This window comes from Paenibacillus sp. JCM 10914, from assembly GCF_001315105.1.
Lineage (GTDB): Bacteria > Bacillota > Bacilli > Paenibacillales > Paenibacillaceae > Paenibacillus_AQ.
Genome location: NZ_BAZR01000006.1, coordinates 228883 through 247759, shown reverse-complemented (window position 1 = coordinate 247759; position 18877 = coordinate 228883). Strand labels below are relative to the sequence as shown.

The window sequence follows — 18877 nt, the reverse complement described above, 5'->3', positions numbered from 1 at the left end:
CCCGAGCAGCGTCTGGCGTCATCTGACCTCCTTGTTCGACGCATACCGCAACGTATCCGAGGAGGATCTGTGGGACAATCTCGAATATTTCCTGAGCAAAGTCATTCCTGCCGCCGAGAAGAACGGCATTCGGATGGCGATTCATCCGGATGATCCGCCTTGGCCGATCTTCGGCTTGCCGCGCGTAATTACGAGTCAGGATAACATTCGCCGGTTCTTAAGCTTGTACGATAGCCCGGCTAACAGTGTCACGCTGTGCAGCGGCTCGCTCGGAGCTAATCCGAGCAATGATATCGTGGCTATGATCCATGAATTCCATGATCGGATTCCGTTCACGCATATTCGCAACGTAAAGGTGTTCGAGAATGGGGACTTTATCGAGACTTCCCATCGCACGCAAGACGGTACGGTCGATATCGAGGGCGTTGTCCAGGCCTATCACGAGAACGGATACACCGGTTATACCCGACCCGATCACGGTCGTCACATCTGGGGCGAAGAATGTCGGCCGGGATACGGCCTCTATGATCGTGCTTTAGGAATAATGTATCTATGGGGACTATGGGATGCATACAAGCGAAGCGCTGCTGCCCCCTCGCAGCTGAAGGAGGCTGTTCAATGAACGATTTAAGTCAACCAACGGATATAGCGCTGGCACCCCTTCCACTGCACCCGGCGCTAAACGGCAAGACCGTCGTCATTACCGGCGGGTCCGGTGTATTATGCCGCGCGATGGCGCTTGAGCTTGGGCGCCAGGGCGCTAAGGTCGCTGTCTTAAACCGTACGGTCCAGAAAGGACAGCAGGTGGCCGATGAGATTGTCGCTGCCGGTGGTACGGCCATCGCCGTTTCCTGCGATGTCACCGATGTTGAGAGTGTACGTCAGGCTGAATCCTCCGTTCGAGCGGCCTTCGGCCGGTGCGATATTCTAATCAATGGCGCTGGCGGCAATCGTAAGGACGCCAATACAACCAACGAGATCTATCGTGCAGAGGATGCCGGCCAAGAGGATATTACAACCTTCTTCGGGCTTAGTGTCCCCGGTTTCCGCAGCGTGTTCGACCTTAACTTTATCGGGACTCTGATTCCGACTCAGATCTTCGCAGAAGGCATGATGGAGCGCCCTGGTGCGGTTGTACTCAATGTTTCGTCCATGAGCGCACCAAGTCCGATGACCAAGGTACCGGCGTACAGTGCCGCTAAGGCGGCCATTAACAATTTCACGCAATGGTTGTCCGTTCATCTCGCGGAATCCGGCATCCGCGTCAATGCGATTGCTCCCGGGTTCTTCCTGACCGAACAGAATCGCAACTTGCTGACGAACAGCGACGGTTCCCTTACTGAACGTTCTCATAAGATCATCTCCCATACGCCCATGAGACGGTTCGGCGTGCCTGAGGATTTGCTTGGCACCCTGCTCTGGCTCGTGGACAGCCAGACGTCCGGGTTCGTCACAGGTACCATGATTCCCGTGGATGGCGGCTTCATGGCTTATTCCGGGGTATAGCCGAATCAAGACAAGAAATATCCAAAGAAAGCTTATCCCATTATCTTAAATCTCGCGAGATGCCCTGTACACCGTGCGCACTGCTTTTTGTCGCACGGTGCGATTCAGGGCATCTTTGGCTTATTGTGCTTGAAGCAAGAAAAGCCTGCAAATATGCAGGCTTTAATGGGTACAAGCGACAATATGCAAACAAAGCCTGCAAAAGTGCAGGCTTTTTATATCACATCAGAGCGAACAAGAAGGAACCGGGATAAAAGCATGCAGATACGCATCTTTTTCCTCCAAAGAGATAGATTCACACGAAAATACATGCACATATGCATCCTTTTGCGTTTAAGCAACCGCCATTGCCCTGGCACGCAGACAACGCTCGTATCGAACCGGACATGATGATATTCACATTGAACAGACTCTGGAGCAGCAGTACTTCATGCAACTGATTGTTCAGCAAGAGAATGTTCACGTTCGGATGCGTCTTCCAGAAATAGGTCGAGGTTTTTCATTGCCAGTGGTTGTGTCGTGAATAGATAATTCAGCCGATCGTCCCAAGATTTTGACACCCTTGACCGCGAATAAACGCACCCCTTGCTTAATATGCTCGCTACGGACTAACCTTTGACTGCGCCAAGCAGCATTCCTTTTACGAAATAACGCTGCAAGAACGGATAGATTATCAGCATCGGCAGCGTGGCGACCACCACCGTTGCCATCTTAACCGTCTCCGGCGGAAGGGTTGCGAGCAGCGCCGGATTGGTAATGGATAGTTCCTGGCTCACATTCGGGGTCTGAATCATATTGCGCAGCACCACCTGGAGCGGATAAAGCGAGCTATCGCGCAAATACATCACGCCCGGAAAATAAGAATTCCAGTGATTCACGCCATAGAACAGGCCGATCGTAGCCATGATCGGAGCAGACAATGGAAGGACAATTCTCCAGATCGTCATGATATCCCCGCAGCCATCCACCTTCGCAGCCTCTTCGATTTCAGCCGGCAAGTTCTCGAAATACGTCTTCATAATCAATAAATTGAACGAGGATACCAGCCCCGGAATAATTAAAGCCCATACCGTATTCATCAGTCCGGTTTCCTTCACGATCAGGTACAGCGGGATCATTCCGCCAGAGAACAGCATCGTGAACACGATGGCCATCAGCACCTGGTTGCGCCCGGGGATGTGTTTTTTGGACAAGGAGTAAGCGAGCAGCGTGGTCACCAACAGATTAAGAAACGTGCCGACTACGGTAACGAATATACTGATCTGCAAGGCCCGCGGTACCGTTTCACTAGAGAAAATCGCACTGAAAGCATCGAACGTAAACTTTGAAGGTAGCAGCACGAATCCACCATTGGCCAACACTTCCGAATATGGTGTGATCGACACGATAAACACGTAATATAACGGGAACATCGTTAATAGCCCGAACAAAGTCAGCAGAGTATAGATGACACCGTCGATCACCCGGTCCATCTTTGACTTATACAAGTTGTGGGACATAAGCGAAACCTCCTACCAGATTCCCGATCCGCCGAATTTTTTGGCCAATCGATTAGCGCCGATCACAAGCACGAGCCCAATGACGGACTTGAACAGATTCGTTGCTGCCGCAATGCTGAATTCCAGCTCCTCCAGCCCCCGCCGAAATACCCAGGTATCGATAATATCGCCGACCTCAAAGACGCGGGCATTCAGGAAGATAAAAATCTGCTCAAAACCGGCGTCCATGATATTTCCGATGCGCAGGATGAGCAGCAGAATAAAGACATCGCGTATCCCCGGCAGGGTGATATGCCACAATTGGCGCCAGCGGCTCGCGCCATCCACGACGGACGCTTCATACAGCTCGCTATTAATGGATGCCATAGCTGCTAGATAGATAATCGCCCCAAAGCCCGTAGTCTTCCAAATATCCGTAAACACAATGATCGGACGGAAATATTCATTGCTGGCCAGGAAATTGACGGGCGTACCGCCCCATTCGCGGATAAAGTAGTTGACGATACCCGAATTCTCCGCAAGAAAGGCAAACACGAGTCCATATACAATGACCCAGGAGAGAAAATAAGGACCGTATGTAACGGTTTGAATGAACTTCTTAAACCACAGCTTCCGAACCTCGTTAAGCATCAGGGCGAGTACGACGTCCGGCAGCATGCCGAAAATAATCCGGTAGAAGCTGATCACGACGGTGTTGCGAATAAGATCATAAAAGCCAGGCGAATTGAAAATAATCTCAAAATGTTTAAAGCCTACCCATTCGCTTCCAAATATGCCTTCCCGCAAATTGTAATCCTTGAAAGCCAGAATTAATCCGAACATGGGAGTATAGTGATAAATCAAATAGTAAAGCAAGCCCGGCAGCATGATCAGATAGAACCATTTGTAGCGGACCAACGCCTTTCCAAACCGGATTCTGAACGGAACCGGGCGGGCTAAGGATTCACCTATGGCTGGATTATTCTTCATCCCTACTCCCCTTTCGAGTGCAAACCGTACACGGCTGAGGCTTCATGCGAAGCCCCGGCGTATACGGAAGGTGAATGCGTTACTTGATGATGCCAACTGCCTTCACTTGCTCGGTATAAGCATCCAGCATCTTCTGGCCGCCATAATTGGTCATCAGGTCTTCTCGATACTTCGGCCAGTTGGAAGCATCCGGCTCGTCGAACAAGATCTTCACATGGTATTCCTTCATAACCTTACGGAAATCAGCCAGATTGAAGCCTTCCGGAGCGGCAACGTTCGTGCCGATGGACGGCTGCAGCCTATACGTCAGGATTTCTTCCAAAATCCCTTTATCCCGATCTGTCAGACGCTCATCAACCAGTTCCAATCCGATCACGGTCGGATCCGGGTTGTTAGAATACATGAACTGTTTATATACGCCAAGGAAATTCCCTTGATTGATGATGTCATTCTCGTAATTGTTTATGTTCTCTTGTGTCAGCGTTATCGTGCTGCCTGACTTGGAATAATGCTTGCCTTCCTGACCGTAGTTAATCAAGAGGAAGCCTTCCTCGCTTGTCATCCAATCGATGATCTGCACCATGCGTTCGACCTTCTCCGGATTCTTCTTGGCCGTATCGACGGAAAACATGAACGCAGTGCTCGGGAGCGGCTCCGTCCAGACTCCATCCTTTGCGTAAGGGTGGAACGGCGTCCACTCGGCGTTTGGATTGATGGCCTTTGTCCGATTCTGCAAACTCGCCGGGTCGCTGTCGAATGCAAATGTCATCCCGTCACCCGCAACGATGCCTACCTTGCCGCCGATCGCTTTGTCATGATGCTCCGTCCCTTTCATCAGGAACCAATCGGGATCGATAATGCCCTCGTTCATCATATCCTTCACACCTTGCAAGACGTTCTGAATGGCTGGATCACTCTGAGCGTCCACGAACTCATTGTCACGAACAATCAATGCGCTGTATAACCCATTCTCGATCCACTGCGGGAAATCGAAAGACAACCCGCTTCCGCCGCCCACAGCGGACATGCCGTACGTATCTTTAACTCCATTACCGTCTGGATCATTATTCGTAAAAGCGCGCATCACTTCGAGCATCTCATCCTGGTTTGTCGGCACTTTCAGGTTCAGCTTATCTAACCAGTCCTGCCGCACATAATAAGCGCGGTACAGCTTCTTGGAGAACACGACCGGCGCACGGGCGAACTTCCCGCTAACGGCATAGCGCTCTAATTCAATCGGGCTGATCCATTGAAAATAGTTCGGCATCTTCTCTTGCGTCACATATTCCGTCATATCCGCGGCGATACCGTCCGTGACGTATTTCTGGGCTGCGAGCCCGGTCGATGTGAAGAAGTCCGGAAGATCGCCAGAAGACAGCATCAGGTTCAGCTTGTTGTCGTAGTCACCGCCGATCGGCATATACTCGAGGTTCAACTCCACATTGAATTTCTCTTCAATTGCCTTTTTCACAAAATCGGCATCGCCCTTGGGAAGTACTGCATTCGCTGTAGATTGGACGAACCAGCGAAGCTTCACAGGCGCTAATTCTGAACCCTCAGACGATATATTTTTCGTTTCGGGCTGACCCTTACTGTTATTCTCAGGTGTTGTTGTATTGCTGCCGTTGGCACAGGCGCTCAGGATTAGGGCAAACGCGAGAAGCACGACCATTGAAATACGCATTTTTGGTTTCACGGTGGATAAGACCTCCCCAGAGATTTTTCAAATAACCACACTTGTTAGCCATTCTATATACAGTCGATCTCATGGTATAGCTAGGTAGTCCTCCTCCCATTGCCATATGTCATTTAAATTAACACAATTAACGATATTGGTATCATACCTGTATTATAATTAAGTGCTTTTTAACTCGTCAATACATTTCTTTTTGAATGGTAGCGTTTTCTTATCGTTCTCTATCTGTTCCCCTAATTTATATGTCAGTTGATAGCGCTACCACACTTTTATCTATGTGAGATTAACTAACAACAAGTCTGTCCGCATCAGTAAAAAACGAGCCTTAGCAAGAAAACTAAGACCCGTTTGGGATGAAACCTATAAACTTATGTCGTTACATGTCGCAGCTTATCCGGATTAGCTACGCTATAGACATTCACAATCTTATCATTAGCAAACGCAAAGGAATAAATATACTGCCCGCCATCTTCAAACAGCAGCCGAATGCCCGGTAAACCATTAACCGTGGTATGGATCAACTCATATTGACCTTCATACATCTTAAGCAGATTCTGATGTAGCTTAATCACCGCCAGGGCACCAGCAACAGGAACTTGTGCCGCTCTGACCTTGCCGCCACCGTCGGAATAAAACACCACATTCTCGCTAAGCAATTCCAGCAGCTTGTTCGTATTGCCTTGCATGAGGGAATGAACGAACGAAGTCACTAATTCATCCGCAATGGAGATGGATGGCACCTCCTCCGGGTTATGGTGAAAGCTCTTATGGACGCGGTGATAGATCTGACGACAGTTGGCACTGCTCTTCCCCAGCATATCTGCAATCTCGTCATACGAATACCCAAAGATCTCCCGAAGTAGAAAAATAGCCCGCTCTAAGGCATTCAGTTGCTGCAGCATGAGCAGATAAGCCGTTGAGATGGTTTCCTGCTGTACATACAGATCGGAAGGATCCATTTCTGCTCTTTCGTTCTCGATCAAAGGCTCGGGGAGCCAGGGACCGACGTACAACTCCCGCTTCTTGGCCGATGAGCGCAGTAAGTCCAGGCAACGGTTGGTCACGATTTTATACAGAAACGCTCGTTCATTGCGAATGGATGCGCGATCCTCCAACTGGCTGTAACGGAGAAAGGCCTCCTGCACGATATCCTCCGCATCCATCACGCTCCCCGTCATCCGATAGGCTAGCGAGAATAGCGGGGAACGGTACATTTTATACAGTGATTCGGTGCTGGTCATAGGAACTCCTCTCAGCGCCCCCTTGCAAGAGCAGTGATTGTACGGCACGCTTGGCGCTTGCCGTTGAAGCGTCTACTAATAATTCGCCATGCGTGACCCAATCTCCCGCTACGTACAGTCCGGCTATTTCCGGCACGGCTGGACCGGGGTTGACCATACGATGCATATGCATGAAATCATGGCTGACCGTCATATTCGGCAGATATTGCTTCTCGACCAATTGATCTCGCCAGCCCGGTTGCACGATGTCCAGCGTCTGCTCCAGATCCTGCAGATCTTTCTTCGGGTCTTTATTTCTTCCGTGGTATTTAATCAGCGAGACCACTTGATCGCCATAGTCACTCAGATGGGCCGCACGGGATTGATTACTAAGAAATACAGGCTGATCAATCCCGTATACAAATTGCTGCTTCGGTTTAGGGAGGCGCCTTAAGGCAACATCCAGGCAAGCTGCTGTAATTTCGACTGCCTGTTCCCGCCAGTTGCGGAGCGACGTCGATTCTGCGCCGGGGACTAACTGATACGTAATGGCAGGCGGTGTGGCAGCGATGATATGCCCGGCTTGAAATTGTGTCCCGTCTTCACATAACACATGCTGGACAACGCCTTTCTCATGAACAATGGCGACCGCTTTCTGCTTCGTAACCATCTCAACGCCATATTCTAATGCGATTCCTCTTAATTCCTCGACCATCGCCCCCCAGCCCCGATCCAGATAGAGGACTCCTTTAAGCGAACGTTTGAGTTGTTCCAATACGGGACCTGCAGCCAGTAAATCCGGAGCTGCGACATAACTGGCCGTACGCAGTAAGGAATAGAACAAGTGACGGACCATCGGATCATGTACATTGCCCTCAATCCACTCCCGAAGACTTATTCTGTCGTATAGATGGGTATCCAGCTTGCCGAATCTAGCCAGCCATGCGCCAAGCTCTATTTTGCCTTTCCACGATAGTAGAGGGGTAGAGAACAAGGACCCTATCCCCATCGGCATCACGTGCAGGTTCCCTTTCCAGATACCATAGGCGTCGATGGAAGGCTGACTTCCCTGCAAACGCATTCCCAGTTCCTCGAATGTGGCTCTCGCATCCCCATGATACAGGGCACGACCGCCCAAATTGAAGTAAGCTCCTTTCTTTTGATTGGTTATGGCTCTCCCACCTAATCGCTCCTGCTTCTCTAATAGAATGGTCTGTTTGCCCGCTTTTGCCGCATAAATCGCCGCGGTCAAACCCGCAATCCCGCCTCCAACGACTACTACTCGATCGTTATGCATTCGAATCGTCCCCTTTCGTGGTATACGGGTATGACGGGGAAGAGGTACGGAATGTGACAGGAATAAACTCTCCTTTGAAATTACGCAAAAAAAGCCCAAGAACCTTGGCTAATCAGGTTCTTGGGCTTTTCAAGACTTTGTTTCATTGTTTCGGCTTATTGCACAACCTCAGCTTTGAAGAAATTGGGCAAGTATTTCTTGTTTGCCTCCAGCATCTCATCCAGCAGCTGCTTCGCTACGTCTACCGAAGGCACGAGCGGATGATGCACCAGCGCCTGCAGTGCGATGCCCCGGTCACCGGTAATTGCCGCCTCGATGGTAAGCTGCTCATATACTTTCACCGCGTGCATCAAGCCTTTAACATGGGAAGGTACGTTTTGCGGCACGAGTGGAATCGGTCCTTGGCCTGTCACCACGCAATTGATCTCGATGCTGGCATCGGACGGCAAGAAGTCATAGACATTGCCGTTGGAAACGTTCAGCGTCTGAATATCGTGCCGATCGTTATAGATGGACGTCATCAAATTCACCGCAGCCTCGGAATAGTATGCGCCACCGCGCTGTTCCAATTGCTTCGGCTTAACGGCCAGATTCTCATCCTTATAGAGCTCGAACAGCTCTTCTTCTACGCGGCTAACAACGTCCGCGCGGGTTCCGTCCTTCTCCAATGAAGCTTTCATGTCCGCGAACATCGTATCGGTCATATAGAAATATTTGAGGTAATAGGTTGGAATCGCTTGAAGCGAACGAATGAAATCCGCATCCCAGCCAAACGTCGGCACGTTTTTCGCCGTGTAGGATTTACCTCCATCGAGCAACTCCGGCATTTTCTCTTCCCCGTTCACGATTGCCGAGGTCACCCAGTGCAGATGGTTGATGCCCACGAATTCGGCCAGCACGTCTTTCTCCGACACGCCGTATTCCGCAGCAAGGAACTTCTGAAAGTTGATCGGTGAGTTACACAGCCCCACGGACTTCACCTTGCTATGCTTGGCTACCGCCTCCGTTACGATCCCAGCCGGGTTCGTAAAGTTCAGCATCCAGGCATTCGGCGCAAGTTCTTCGATATCACGGCAGATATCGAGAATGACCGGAACGGTCCGCAATGCTTTCAACATGCCGCCTGGACCCGTTGTTTCTTGTCCAATTACGCCGTGCGTAATCGGAATATGTTCATCCTGTTTACGCGCTGCGAGCAAACCGACGCGCATCTGCGTCGTTACAAAATCAGCGCCAGCGATCGCTTCACGGCGATTCAGCGTCAGATGCACCTCGATCGGAAGACCGGATTCCTTCACCATCCGCTTCGCCAGGTTCCCTACGATCTCCAGTTTATGCTTGCCTTCTTCGATATCGACGAACCAGAGCTCGCGAATCGGCATCTGGTCATAATTACGGATGAACCCTTCGACTATTTCCGGTGTATAGGAGGAACCTCCTCCGATGACTGCTATTTTCAAACCTGTTGTCACGTTAATCGCCTCCAAGATATGATATTAGACCGTTGATCTATCCATGATGAATGCCGAATACTCAATTAAGATGCCGTTACCTCTTCGAATGTAAATGCCTTTAGTTTCGCTTCGGTATCCGGATCAATCGCAGCCCCGTCCATGTCCATGGCACATAGAAGTGCCCCAGAGACAGGGTCGGACGTCAGTTTCACGCAGGTAGCTTGTGGAGCCTGAACCGCAACGACCCGTTCGATGGCATCCGTGAGGATCGAGCTGTTCGGTCGGTTAAGCACGCTGCCGATGTAGACGATATCGAACGCATCCGTAGACATATCCAGGCGACGGATCAGCGTACACACGGCATTCGCAAGCTCCTCCCCTTCGATCTCCAGAATACGGGTCGCTACCTCGTCTCCCGCTTCTGCGGCTTGGAATAATGTCTTAACCAAGGTAGGGGGGACCGAAATCTTGCCGTACAACACGTCCTCATACATCGGCTCTACTTCGGAGTAGCCCATCTGCTCCAATACTAGCGATGTGAGCAGCGTGGCTGGTCCACGCTCATCCCATGCCCGAATGACCGCTCGGAAAGCGAGCGTGGCAAATCCGGAACCGCCGGCATGCCCGTCTCCGTACAAAAACCCAAAACCGCCGTATTGCAGTTCTTCCCCAGCCTGATTGCGAGCCGCGCTGTTAAAGCCGGTACCACAGATCAAGGCTGCGCCATACGGCCTGCTTGTGCCTGCTCTCATACCGATGATCGTATCGCATGCGATATCATGCCTTGGGTAACCAAGACCCTTGATCATGGGACGCAGAATCTCATAATCTGCCTCGCGGTCTGCTCCGGCTAACCCGAAGTAAGCATACGTAATATCTTCTTTAACGACTCCTGCTTGTTGAAGCGCCGCGTTGCACGCTTCCTCTATGTTACGGGCGGCGTGTTCCAGATGAATCTGATGATTCCCGTTGCCTGAAGCCCCTTTACCTCTTATATTCCCTTGTTCATCACAGATGACAGCATGCGTCTTGCTCCCGCCGGCATCCACACCTAGATACAAACTCATGGACTTCACTCCTGCCCGCCGATCATGGCGCGTAATGGTGGTATAGGTTTAAGATACCGCTTACCGTGAAGTCTCTCTACTGTTATACGATCATGGAGTGATACTATCTTACTGTTTATCGAATGGGTTAACACTCTTCGAGGAGATGATGCTTGGACGGCCTGCATTCGCGCGTTCCCGGATTTCGCTTGGCGATGCACCGACATGCTGCTTAAACAGCCGATTGAAGTTGGATAGGTTACGGAACCCGCAGCTCTCGGCAATATCGATAATCTTATGGTCCGTAGTCTCCAGAAGATGTACCGCTTGCGTGAGACGGAGCTGGATCAGATAATGATGCGGGGAGGTTCCGACCGCTTGTTGGAACAGCGCGCTGAACCGGGAAGGACTTAGGTGCGTCAGATCCGACAGTTCCTGTAGCGTCCAGGCATAATCGACATGAAGCTCCATCGTTCGGAGCACTTCCTTTAGTGCGTGCATGCCACGCCCTTTGATCGGTTTATTCTCTTGCATGGGTGCTGACAGATGACGGTTCGATAGGCTTAAGAACCGAATCAGATCAGAGCGAATCAGACTCATATAAGCCGTTCCCCCGGATTCGTTCTCATCCATCATCCGCTGCAACAAGCCCGACAATTCTGCATGAACAGGCGACCGCTTGTCCACCTTGTCCAGCATACGAAACGGTGCCATCAGATCCGGATCGAATTTCAGATCGATGGCGAGCAGCGAAGGCTCGAACATCAACACATCCATCACCAAATCCTCTGTCTCGTAGGCCCGGTGCAGATCATTGCTATTGATAAAAATAATATCCCCCTGCTCGAAGGGCAGCTTCATACCGTTGATCAAAATAAAACCCGTACCGCCGCGAATATAGTTCAGTTCCAGCGCATGATGCCAGTGCAGACGTTGAGCGCCTGCAAAGATTCCGTGCGTGGTTGACGCGGTAAAAGGAAATGCAGCATTCGTAAATGCAATAGCGTCAGGTACGACACTTTGCGGACGATTCATCTCATCGGCACCTCCATCACGCTTTCATTGTTTATGTTTATGTTGATACGTATTCGAATTCAAGATTTACCCACATCGTAACACAAACGCGCCCTAAGCAAAAAAACTTCCTTCAAGATGCAGCTGAAGGAAGTTTCGATTGCTTGGATTGTTAAATTATTTGAGATCCAATTCCACGGCCCAGCCGAATGGATCTTCCGCGATGCCGCGCTGAATGCCGGTAATGGCATCGTATACCCTTTTGGAAAGCTCGCCGGTCACACCCCCGCCAATCACCAGCTTCTCATCCTGCCATTCCAGGGAGCCCATCGGTGAAATAACGGCGGCCGTCCCGGTTCCGAACGCTTCGGCCAACAGTCCGCTGCGATGAGCCTCCACGATCTCATCGATGGATAGTGCCCGTTCCTCGACCGGGATGTTCCAGTGTTGCAGCAACTGAATGACCGAATTGCGGGTAACGCCATCGAGGATGCTGCCATTGAGCGCCGGTGTCACCACCGTATCGCCAAGCTTGAAGAAGACGTTCATGCTGCCGACTTCCTCAATATATTTGCGGTGGACACCATCCAGCCACAATACCTGAGAGTATCCTTTAGCCGACGCCTCATCCTGCGCCTTCAGTCCCGCTGCATAGTTCCCTGCCGTCTTGGCGTTCCCTACGCCCCCGGTTACGGCGCGGACGTACTTCGGCTCCACATAAATGCTGACCGGATTGATGCCTTCCTCATAGTACGAGCCAACGACCGAGAGAATGATCATGAATTTATATTGCAGTGAAGGCGCAACTCCTAGTACCGGCTCCGTTGCGATGACAAACGGACGGATATAGAGGGAGGTTCCCGGTTCCGAAGGAATCCAGTCCCGGTCTACCAGCACGAGCTTCTTAAGCGCTTCCAGTACAAGCTCCTCGTCAAGCGCCGGAATACTAAGGCGATGGTTGGACAAGTTGAGGCGCTCAATGTTCTTGTTCGGTCGGAACATGAGAATCCGTTCATCATCGGTTAAATACGCTTTCAGTCCTTCGAATACGGTCTGACCGTAATGGAATACCTTCGCGGCAGGGTCAAGCTCGATGGTCTGATAAGGCACGATTCGGGCATCATGCCAGCCTTGCGGCGCATCGTAATCCAAGATAAACATATGGTCCGTAAACACGGTGCCGAACGCTTGTTTATGATAATCCAGCCTCGGCCTGGGGTTAGTCGTTAGTTCAACGGGTATCGTGTAAGTCATTTACACACAGCTCCTTATTTATGCTTTAGTTGAATCATATCAATCGATACCCTATATTAAAAATATCTGATTTATAGGGATACCATACCTTTTAGGTATGGAGAGGAGGTTATATGGAATGGATATTCGCCAGCTTCGCTATTTTCTGACCATTGCCCAGGAAGGACAAATTACGCGTGCGGCTAAAGTGCTTAACATGGAGCAGCCTCCACTTAGCCGACAGCTCAAACTCATGGAGGACGAACTAGGCGTTCCACTCTTCGACCGCACCGGCAAGCAGCTGCAACTCACGCATGCAGGCCAATTGCTGCAGCAGAGAGCCGCCTCGCTGCTAAACCAGTTCAATGAAACGGTGACCGAAGTGAAAGAGATCCATGCAGGTATTCGCGGGGTGCTATCCATTGGCTCCGTCGTCTCTTGTATATCTCTGCTGCCGCAGCGGATTCAGATCTTCCGGCAACAATATCCCGAGGTTACCTTCAAGATTCGCGAAGGGGACCATTCTCTGCTCGCCGACCAATTGGATAAGCGCAATATCGAACTGGCGGTCACGCGTCTCCCCTTCGAGTCTAACTTCGGGCCCGAGCGGTATGCGGTACTGCCTCTGCCCTCAGATCCCTTCGTCGCAGTCATTCCCCACGATTGGGGAAATGCCCGGGGCCAGGCGGATATCTCCATGAGCGAACTCGCGAACTATCCCTTTCTGTCCTTGAAGACCGATCAGACGATCGGTATGCATGAACGCGTCATCCAGGAATTTAACCGCAGCGGACTGGAGCCGCGCGTGATCTGCGAATGCTCCAGCGTGGCCATTATTGTTGCATTGGTGTCCGAGGGGATCGGCACGACCATTTTGCCCAAGTCGGTTATGTCATCATTCGCCATTCCCAACATCAGGGCATTAGCGATTCAACGTGCTGATTTTCAATCGGATGTCGGCATCGTGTGGCTGAAGGATCATGTCTTGTCCAATCGCGCCCGACATTTTCTCGATACCTTTATAGAATAACATTTATTGAGGCTTGTCGTCTTCCTCGTGGTTCATAAATTTATAATCGCTGATGACCCCTGCCGAAACGTATCCGATACTTCGGTACACTCGATTAGAGTGGGGATTGGCCTGATCCGCATACAGCATCGGGGTCAAGCCAGCCGCGAGCAGACGCTGGCTCACGTCAGCCACCAGTCCGCTGGCATAACCATGCTTCCGCACTTCTCTCGGGGTGAATACCGCATTGATCCTGCCGTGCCGCACGGATCGGTGCGCAATCTGCGCCATGGAAACGGGCGTCTCTCCAAGCGTCCACAGATACAGACCGCCATTGCGGATCATTCTCTCTGCCGATTGATGCTGAGCGGAGGGCGCCACGCTAACGCCGTACGCATCTTCCGAGAAGTCGGCCAGGAACCTTGCAATGATCGGGGTATCTTCCAAGGTTGCCAATCGGCTGGTCCCTGCAACGTTCACCGGCTTGTTCACAACGGGACAATGATACACTTCCATCGTCATCGCATGACGGTATGCTCGCTGGTTGGCTTTAGCATAGAGTTCGGCGAACTTAGCTGCCACCTCCGGTTCACTAACCACACCAATGATCTGTTCTGCGGATACCTGCTTAACCAGCGCCTCCAGCAAAGGCTCCCGCTCTTCCGCCCGGAGGTGGCTGCTCACCCATAACCATGAACTCGCGTGATTCGACTTGGCGAAGATCATGCGGCCGTTCAAGAGCTTCCATCCCTGCGTCTCCGGAGAGGCGGTTAACAGATGAATCAGGTTATACGCCACCTCATTTTGCATAAACTCACGTCCATCCAGCACGTCATCTTGCGGCCATAACTTCTCCAACATACGAACACTTCCCCTCCCTGAAAATGAATGCAAAAAAGCCCCGTCCCGGTTAGGGACGGAGCCAAACTCCGCGTTACCACCCTGATTCGCATGGAATCACCCATACGCACTCTAGTCATCATCTATCAATGATGCCCCATGATAACGGCTGGGGGTTCCCGTACCTGCCTCTGGACGTTACATCTTCGGCAAACCTGCTCCAAGGTGATGTCCATCCATCGCGGCTGACTGCTTCGCACCGACCAGCAGCTCTCTGACCCAGCTTATTACGAGAATGGCTTCCTCTTCCTTGCATTTCCACAAATTTGGATCAGTATATTGCGATTCCGAATTTCTGTCAAGTGTCTACTTGTTCGCAAACCGGAAGACCAGCATATTCCCCTTCTCCGGATGAACCCCGTTTTGCTCCGTGTATCGTCCACCCGTGTACGTATTCAGGGTCTTGCGCCAGAAGATTTGGGTACTCATATTGCGCTCCGTCGGATTCGTCTGGAGCTCCCATGTACCTTGGAACTGCTCGAACACAAGCTCAGCCGCGCGTTGGGCTACACCTTGTCTTCGAAAAGTCCGAAGCACAAAAAAATCATTCAAATAATACTGAACATGCGGCGATGGAATATAAGGAGTCGTTGCCACGAGCGCCAGCCCAGCAGCAATCCCATCCACCGAGATCAAATACGGGAACAGCACGGAGGGCTGATCCCACCAGACATCGAGTTTCTGGCTCTGTTCTTCCAGCGTCGATACATCATCCTTCTCAAATACACCGTACCGGTTAGGACGGAGCCCCCATATCTCAGCAATATCATGCAAGTACAACGGATAGATGTTTCGCAGAATGTATGACTGTTCCTTCGGGCATAAGTGTACCTCAATATTCACGGCCAATCCCCTCCCTAATGAATGATGTATGTAAGTTTAGTATGTCTAGGATAACATAATTGCGGCGGAAAGAGGTTTACAGGTATGTAAAATGCGTTACAAAAGTATTATAAAAAATGTGATCCTCTTCTACATTTCACCATTATTCTATACTATGACCAACAGCTTTTCCTAAATCTTGATATTTCATGACAACTATATCATACAAAGAGCCAGTCGAATGTATGCATCGACCGGCTCTCCTTCTGCAACGAATAGGGTGGCCATAACGTATGTACATCATTAAACTTCAAAGGACTGATGACTCCATGAACGGATGGATCGGATTCATATGCATCGTTGCGGGAATGTTCGCCGTCGCTACTCCTTATTCAGCGTGGTATCTCTCGGTAGGCTGGAAATTCAAAGAGGCGGAGCCGAGTGACCTGGCCCTGACCAGCCACCGGATCGGTGGATGTGTACTGCTCATCGTCGGCCTTATTCTGATGGTCTCAAGCTGCTCCTTCAGTTCTGCCTCGAATTGGCCTGAACGATTCCAGAACCGCTTGACAGAAACCCCCATCGCGAAGATTACGGTCGGGTTTAACCCAGAGGCTACCTTAAGCGACGAAGAAATCCTCACCGTTGCCGAGATGCTGCAGAAGGGGGAATATATTTCTTTTGATCCGGGGACGCTGTTTAGCTACAACACGGAAGCCGTCCTGCATTTCGCCGACGGATATGAAGTAAGTCTTTACATCACCGGCAATCACGTTGAAGTTCATCCGAACGAGACAGATAAGGCTCACCGTTTCATGGATGATGGCTCTTTGGGCAGCTGGTTCAGCAGTCACTACCCGAACCCGTAACCTCATCTACGGCAAGCTTAGTGCATTCGGATATATTGAAGAACGCCCAGCAGAGCTAACATCAATACGAATAGCAACGTTGTGATATCCGCTTTTTTGGAAGAAACCGGCCTCTGGGATTTGGGCAGCATGCCAAGCCGACGCTCAACTCGTTCCAATCGATCTTTAAGTTCTTGCAGTTCCTTTTCTTGTTCCATACAGACCTCCTGCATATCTGACATTACATGTACCTACACTATTCAAGATATCCCAGTCATTTCCTTCTTGTTCTAATCTTGCGAACATACCAACAACCCACTGCCATCATGGCAGTGGGTTGTTTACAGCGCAGCATATAAAGAGCTTATATTAAACTTCTTCGTCCAAATGCTCCTTGCAGAAAGCGGTAAGCCATTCTTCCTCTTCGGCTTCCATGTCGAAGTCCAAATATTGATCGGTTGTGCGCTCATAAAAATCATATTTGACGATTCTTGAGGCCTCTCCTTCATCCAAGAAAATCACCCTCAGGTAGATACCTTTCTCCGAATATAGCTCGTCCTCTTCCGGCACTTCCAAGTCACATACAAATTCAAAACGTCTACCTGTCAGAATCCCGAACGGATCCTTCACCAATTCCACGCTGTATTCCTTAATTGTCAGCATCATAGCATCCCTCTCTATCGTCATATCAACGCCGCTTACAGGCGAATTCAGTCGCCGTATGGATTAATCGCCCTTTTGACCTGTTCGCAGCTTTCCCGCATCGGTAGTCGCAAAGGAGCGGGTTATCTTCTTAATGTGTTCCACCTTGCGGTAGCGTAATGCGGACCAATCTTCGTCAATAGCTATTTGTCTAACCGGCTCATAACCTTCGTCAGCGAGTATACCCGCCAAACTGTCCCGACTGCAATCCGAACCTTTATAGGCTTTGGATGATTTCTTGGGATAACAAAGCCAGAGCAGTCCATCATCCGCGACAGAGCTGGAAGCAATCCTTGCCAAGCTCCGGATTTCCGTATTACTTGTACCGAATGCTTGTACCATATCGTATGCATCGTGTGAAGGGCTGGTATGGACCTCGCCTTGTAACGAACGGGTAACCTCGGCATACGTAGCAGGAGGATTCAACACCAGTACCGGTTGCCCGGCATCTTTATATTGCAGCTTTTTGATCGTCGGATGAGTCTCCATCATCTTACCTCCGCCTCCATTCAAATAAAGGAGTAGTTCGATATAGAAAGAGCATATCCCATCCGTTCTGGGTATGCTCTTCTTAACGTATCTCCCGTTATTGTGCTTTCTTAATCTGCTTGCTCCGCAGCTGGCCGCATGCGGCATCGATATCGGTACCATGCTCCAGACGAACACTGCAACTGATGCCCTGCTTCTTCAACGTATCATAGAACGCGGTGATTGAATCCTTCGTGCTCCGCTGATACTGGCTATGCTCATCGACCGGATTGTACGGAATCAGGTTCACATTTGCCAGGTTACGCCGGTCTCCCACGAGCTCAGCCAGTTCGAGCGCATGCTCCCGCTGATCGTTAACATCCTTCAACAGAATGTACTCCAGCGTTATCCGACGATTGGTTTTCTCCAGATAATAATCAATGGCTGCCATTAACTTCTCGATCGGGATGGCTTTGTTGATCTTCATAATCCGGGTTCGAATCTCATCATTGGGTGCATGTAAAGAGATCGCGAGGTTTACGCCAAGATCGCTGTCGGCGAACTCCATGATCTTATTCGCTAGTCCACTGGTCGAAACCGTAATGTGGCGCTGTCCGATCGCAAGCCCCTTGTGATCCTTAATAATGCGGATGAAATTCGACATATTCTCATAATTATCGAACGGTTCTCCGATCCCCATAACGACCAGATGGCTAACCCGCTCGCTCTTTCCTCGCTGATCAAGATGAAGCTGCACCTGCATGACTTGTTCCACGATTTCCGCAGCGGACAGATCCCGGCTCTTTTTAAGCAGACCGCTCGCACAGAAGCTGCAGCCGATATTGCAACCCACCTGTGTAGTGACACAGACTGACAGACCGAATTTATGGCGCATCAGTACCGTCTCAATCAAGTTGCCGTCCTTCAGCTTGAACAGGAACTTCACCGTTCCGTCCAGCGACTCCTGCTTCGTATGCTGCTCCAGCGTCAGGAGGGTAAAGTTCTCCTCCAGCAGTTGCAAGCAATCCGCATGGACCTCCGTCATATCCGAGAATGCCGTCACCCGCCGGCGATACAGCGATTCCCATACTTGCGTCGCGCGAAACTTTTTATGTCCTCGCTCGTCCAGCCAAGCGATTAATTGTTCTAAAGTTAATCCATAAATGGATGGTTTGTTCATTGAGAGTTCCTCTT

General features: G+C 50.6%; 19 protein-coding genes and 1 other annotated feature. Of the genes, 4 read left to right on the top strand and 15 right to left on the bottom strand.

All coding sequences use genetic code 11. From position 1 onward, the window contains the following. Nucleotides 1-622, top strand: a 622-nt coding sequence (uxuA, locus tag JCM10914_RS10805) for a mannonate dehydratase (protein WP_036717738.1), incomplete at its 5' end; no start/stop codon positions are given. A gap of 29 nt (nucleotides 623-651) precedes the next feature. Further along, nucleotides 652-1506, top strand: a complete 855-nt coding sequence (locus tag JCM10914_RS10800; RefSeq protein WP_036717735.1) for an SDR family oxidoreductase — start codon at nucleotides 652-654, stop codon at nucleotides 1504-1506. 608 nt (nucleotides 1507-2114) lie between these two features. Here JCM10914_RS10800 and JCM10914_RS10795 read toward each other — a convergent pair. From JCM10914_RS10795 to JCM10914_RS10755, 9 genes are all read right to left on the bottom strand, one after another. Further along, nucleotides 2115-3005 (bottom strand): carbohydrate ABC transporter permease, encoded by an 891-nt coding sequence (locus tag JCM10914_RS10795; protein ID WP_023960608.1) that lies wholly within the window; start codon nucleotides 3003-3005, stop codon nucleotides 2115-2117. A gap of 12 nt (nucleotides 3006-3017) precedes the next feature. Next, entirely contained in the window at nucleotides 3018-3974 is a 957-nt protein-coding gene (locus tag JCM10914_RS10790) for a sugar ABC transporter permease (RefSeq protein WP_023960606.1), read from the bottom strand. 79 nt (nucleotides 3975-4053) lie between these two features. Further along, the gene (locus tag JCM10914_RS10785) at nucleotides 4054-5670 is read right to left on the bottom strand and encodes an extracellular solute-binding protein (RefSeq protein ID WP_023960604.1); all 1617 of its coding nucleotides are present in this window, start codon (nucleotides 5668-5670) and stop codon (nucleotides 4054-4056) included. A gap of 368 nt (nucleotides 5671-6038) precedes the next feature. Next, a complete protein-coding gene (gene sigJ / locus JCM10914_RS10780; RefSeq protein WP_023960603.1) occupies nucleotides 6039-6911 on the bottom strand; it encodes an RNA polymerase sigma factor SigJ in 873 nt (290 codons plus the stop codon). After that, nucleotides 6886-8187 carry an NAD(P)/FAD-dependent oxidoreductase gene (locus JCM10914_RS10775; protein ID WP_023960602.1) on the bottom strand — a complete coding sequence of 434 codons (1302 nt, stop codon included), beginning with the start codon at nucleotides 8185-8187 and terminating at the stop codon, nucleotides 6886-6888. The genes sigJ and JCM10914_RS10775 overlap by 26 nt, the downstream gene beginning before the upstream one ends. A gap of 155 nt (nucleotides 8188-8342) precedes the next feature. Then, a complete protein-coding gene (locus JCM10914_RS10770; RefSeq protein ID WP_023960600.1) occupies nucleotides 8343-9659 on the bottom strand; it encodes a 6-phospho-beta-glucosidase in 1317 nt (438 codons plus the stop codon). A gap of 65 nt (nucleotides 9660-9724) precedes the next feature. Next, entirely contained in the window at nucleotides 9725-10708 is a 984-nt protein-coding gene (locus JCM10914_RS10765) for an N-acetylglucosamine kinase (RefSeq protein WP_023960599.1), read from the bottom strand. Between the two features lie 108 nt (nucleotides 10709-10816). Next, nucleotides 10817-11722 (bottom strand): AraC family transcriptional regulator, encoded by a 906-nt coding sequence (locus JCM10914_RS10760; protein ID WP_023960598.1) that lies wholly within the window; start codon nucleotides 11720-11722, stop codon nucleotides 10817-10819. A 156-nt stretch (nucleotides 11723-11878) separates the two neighbouring features. Beyond that, nucleotides 11879-12955, bottom strand: a complete 1077-nt coding sequence (locus JCM10914_RS10755; RefSeq protein WP_023960596.1) for a branched-chain amino acid aminotransferase — start codon at nucleotides 12953-12955, stop codon at nucleotides 11879-11881. A 118-nt stretch (nucleotides 12956-13073) separates the two neighbouring features. On the opposite strand from JCM10914_RS10755, the gene JCM10914_RS10750 reads away from it, so the two are divergent. After that, complete coding sequence (locus JCM10914_RS10750) at nucleotides 13074-13964, top strand: LysR family transcriptional regulator (RefSeq protein WP_023960594.1); 891 nt, start codon at nucleotides 13074-13076, stop codon at nucleotides 13962-13964. A gap of 3 nt (nucleotides 13965-13967) precedes the next feature. Here JCM10914_RS10750 and JCM10914_RS10745 read toward each other — a convergent pair whose 3' ends face one another. Then, nucleotides 13968-14804, bottom strand: coding sequence for a GNAT family N-acetyltransferase (locus tag JCM10914_RS10745; protein ID WP_023960592.1), 837 nt, complete (start codon nucleotides 14802-14804; stop codon nucleotides 13968-13970). Between the two features lie 48 nt (nucleotides 14805-14852). Then, nucleotides 14853-15103: a binding site (T-box leader), on the bottom strand. A gap of 46 nt (nucleotides 15104-15149) precedes the next feature. Next, a complete protein-coding gene (locus JCM10914_RS10740; protein ID WP_023960590.1) occupies nucleotides 15150-15686 on the bottom strand; it encodes a GNAT family N-acetyltransferase in 537 nt (178 codons plus the stop codon). A gap of 272 nt (nucleotides 15687-15958) precedes the next feature. On the opposite strand from JCM10914_RS10740, the gene JCM10914_RS10735 reads away from it, so the two are divergent. Continuing rightward, entirely contained in the window at nucleotides 15959-16534 is a 576-nt protein-coding gene (locus JCM10914_RS10735; protein WP_023960588.1) for a DUF6199 family natural product biosynthesis protein, read from the top strand. A 17-nt stretch (nucleotides 16535-16551) separates the two neighbouring features. Here JCM10914_RS10735 and JCM10914_RS10730 read toward each other — a convergent pair whose 3' ends face one another. The 4 genes from JCM10914_RS10730 to rlmN form a co-directional block, all read right to left on the bottom strand. Continuing rightward, nucleotides 16552-16731 carry a hypothetical protein gene (locus JCM10914_RS10730; RefSeq protein WP_023960586.1) on the bottom strand — a complete coding sequence of 60 codons (180 nt, stop codon included), beginning with the start codon at nucleotides 16729-16731 and terminating at the stop codon, nucleotides 16552-16554. Nucleotides 16732-16882: 151 nt separating this feature from the next. Then, nucleotides 16883-17176 (bottom strand): DUF6509 family protein, encoded by a 294-nt coding sequence (locus JCM10914_RS10725; protein ID WP_023960584.1) that lies wholly within the window; start codon nucleotides 17174-17176, stop codon nucleotides 16883-16885. Nucleotides 17177-17239: 63 nt separating this feature from the next. After that, entirely contained in the window at nucleotides 17240-17707 is a 468-nt protein-coding gene (locus JCM10914_RS10720; protein WP_023960582.1) for a hypothetical protein, read from the bottom strand. A 94-nt stretch (nucleotides 17708-17801) separates the two neighbouring features. Next, nucleotides 17802-18863, bottom strand: a complete 1062-nt coding sequence (rlmN, locus tag JCM10914_RS10715; protein ID WP_023960580.1) for a 23S rRNA (adenine(2503)-C(2))-methyltransferase RlmN — start codon at nucleotides 18861-18863, stop codon at nucleotides 17802-17804. Between the last annotated feature and the right edge of the window lie 14 nt (nucleotides 18864-18877).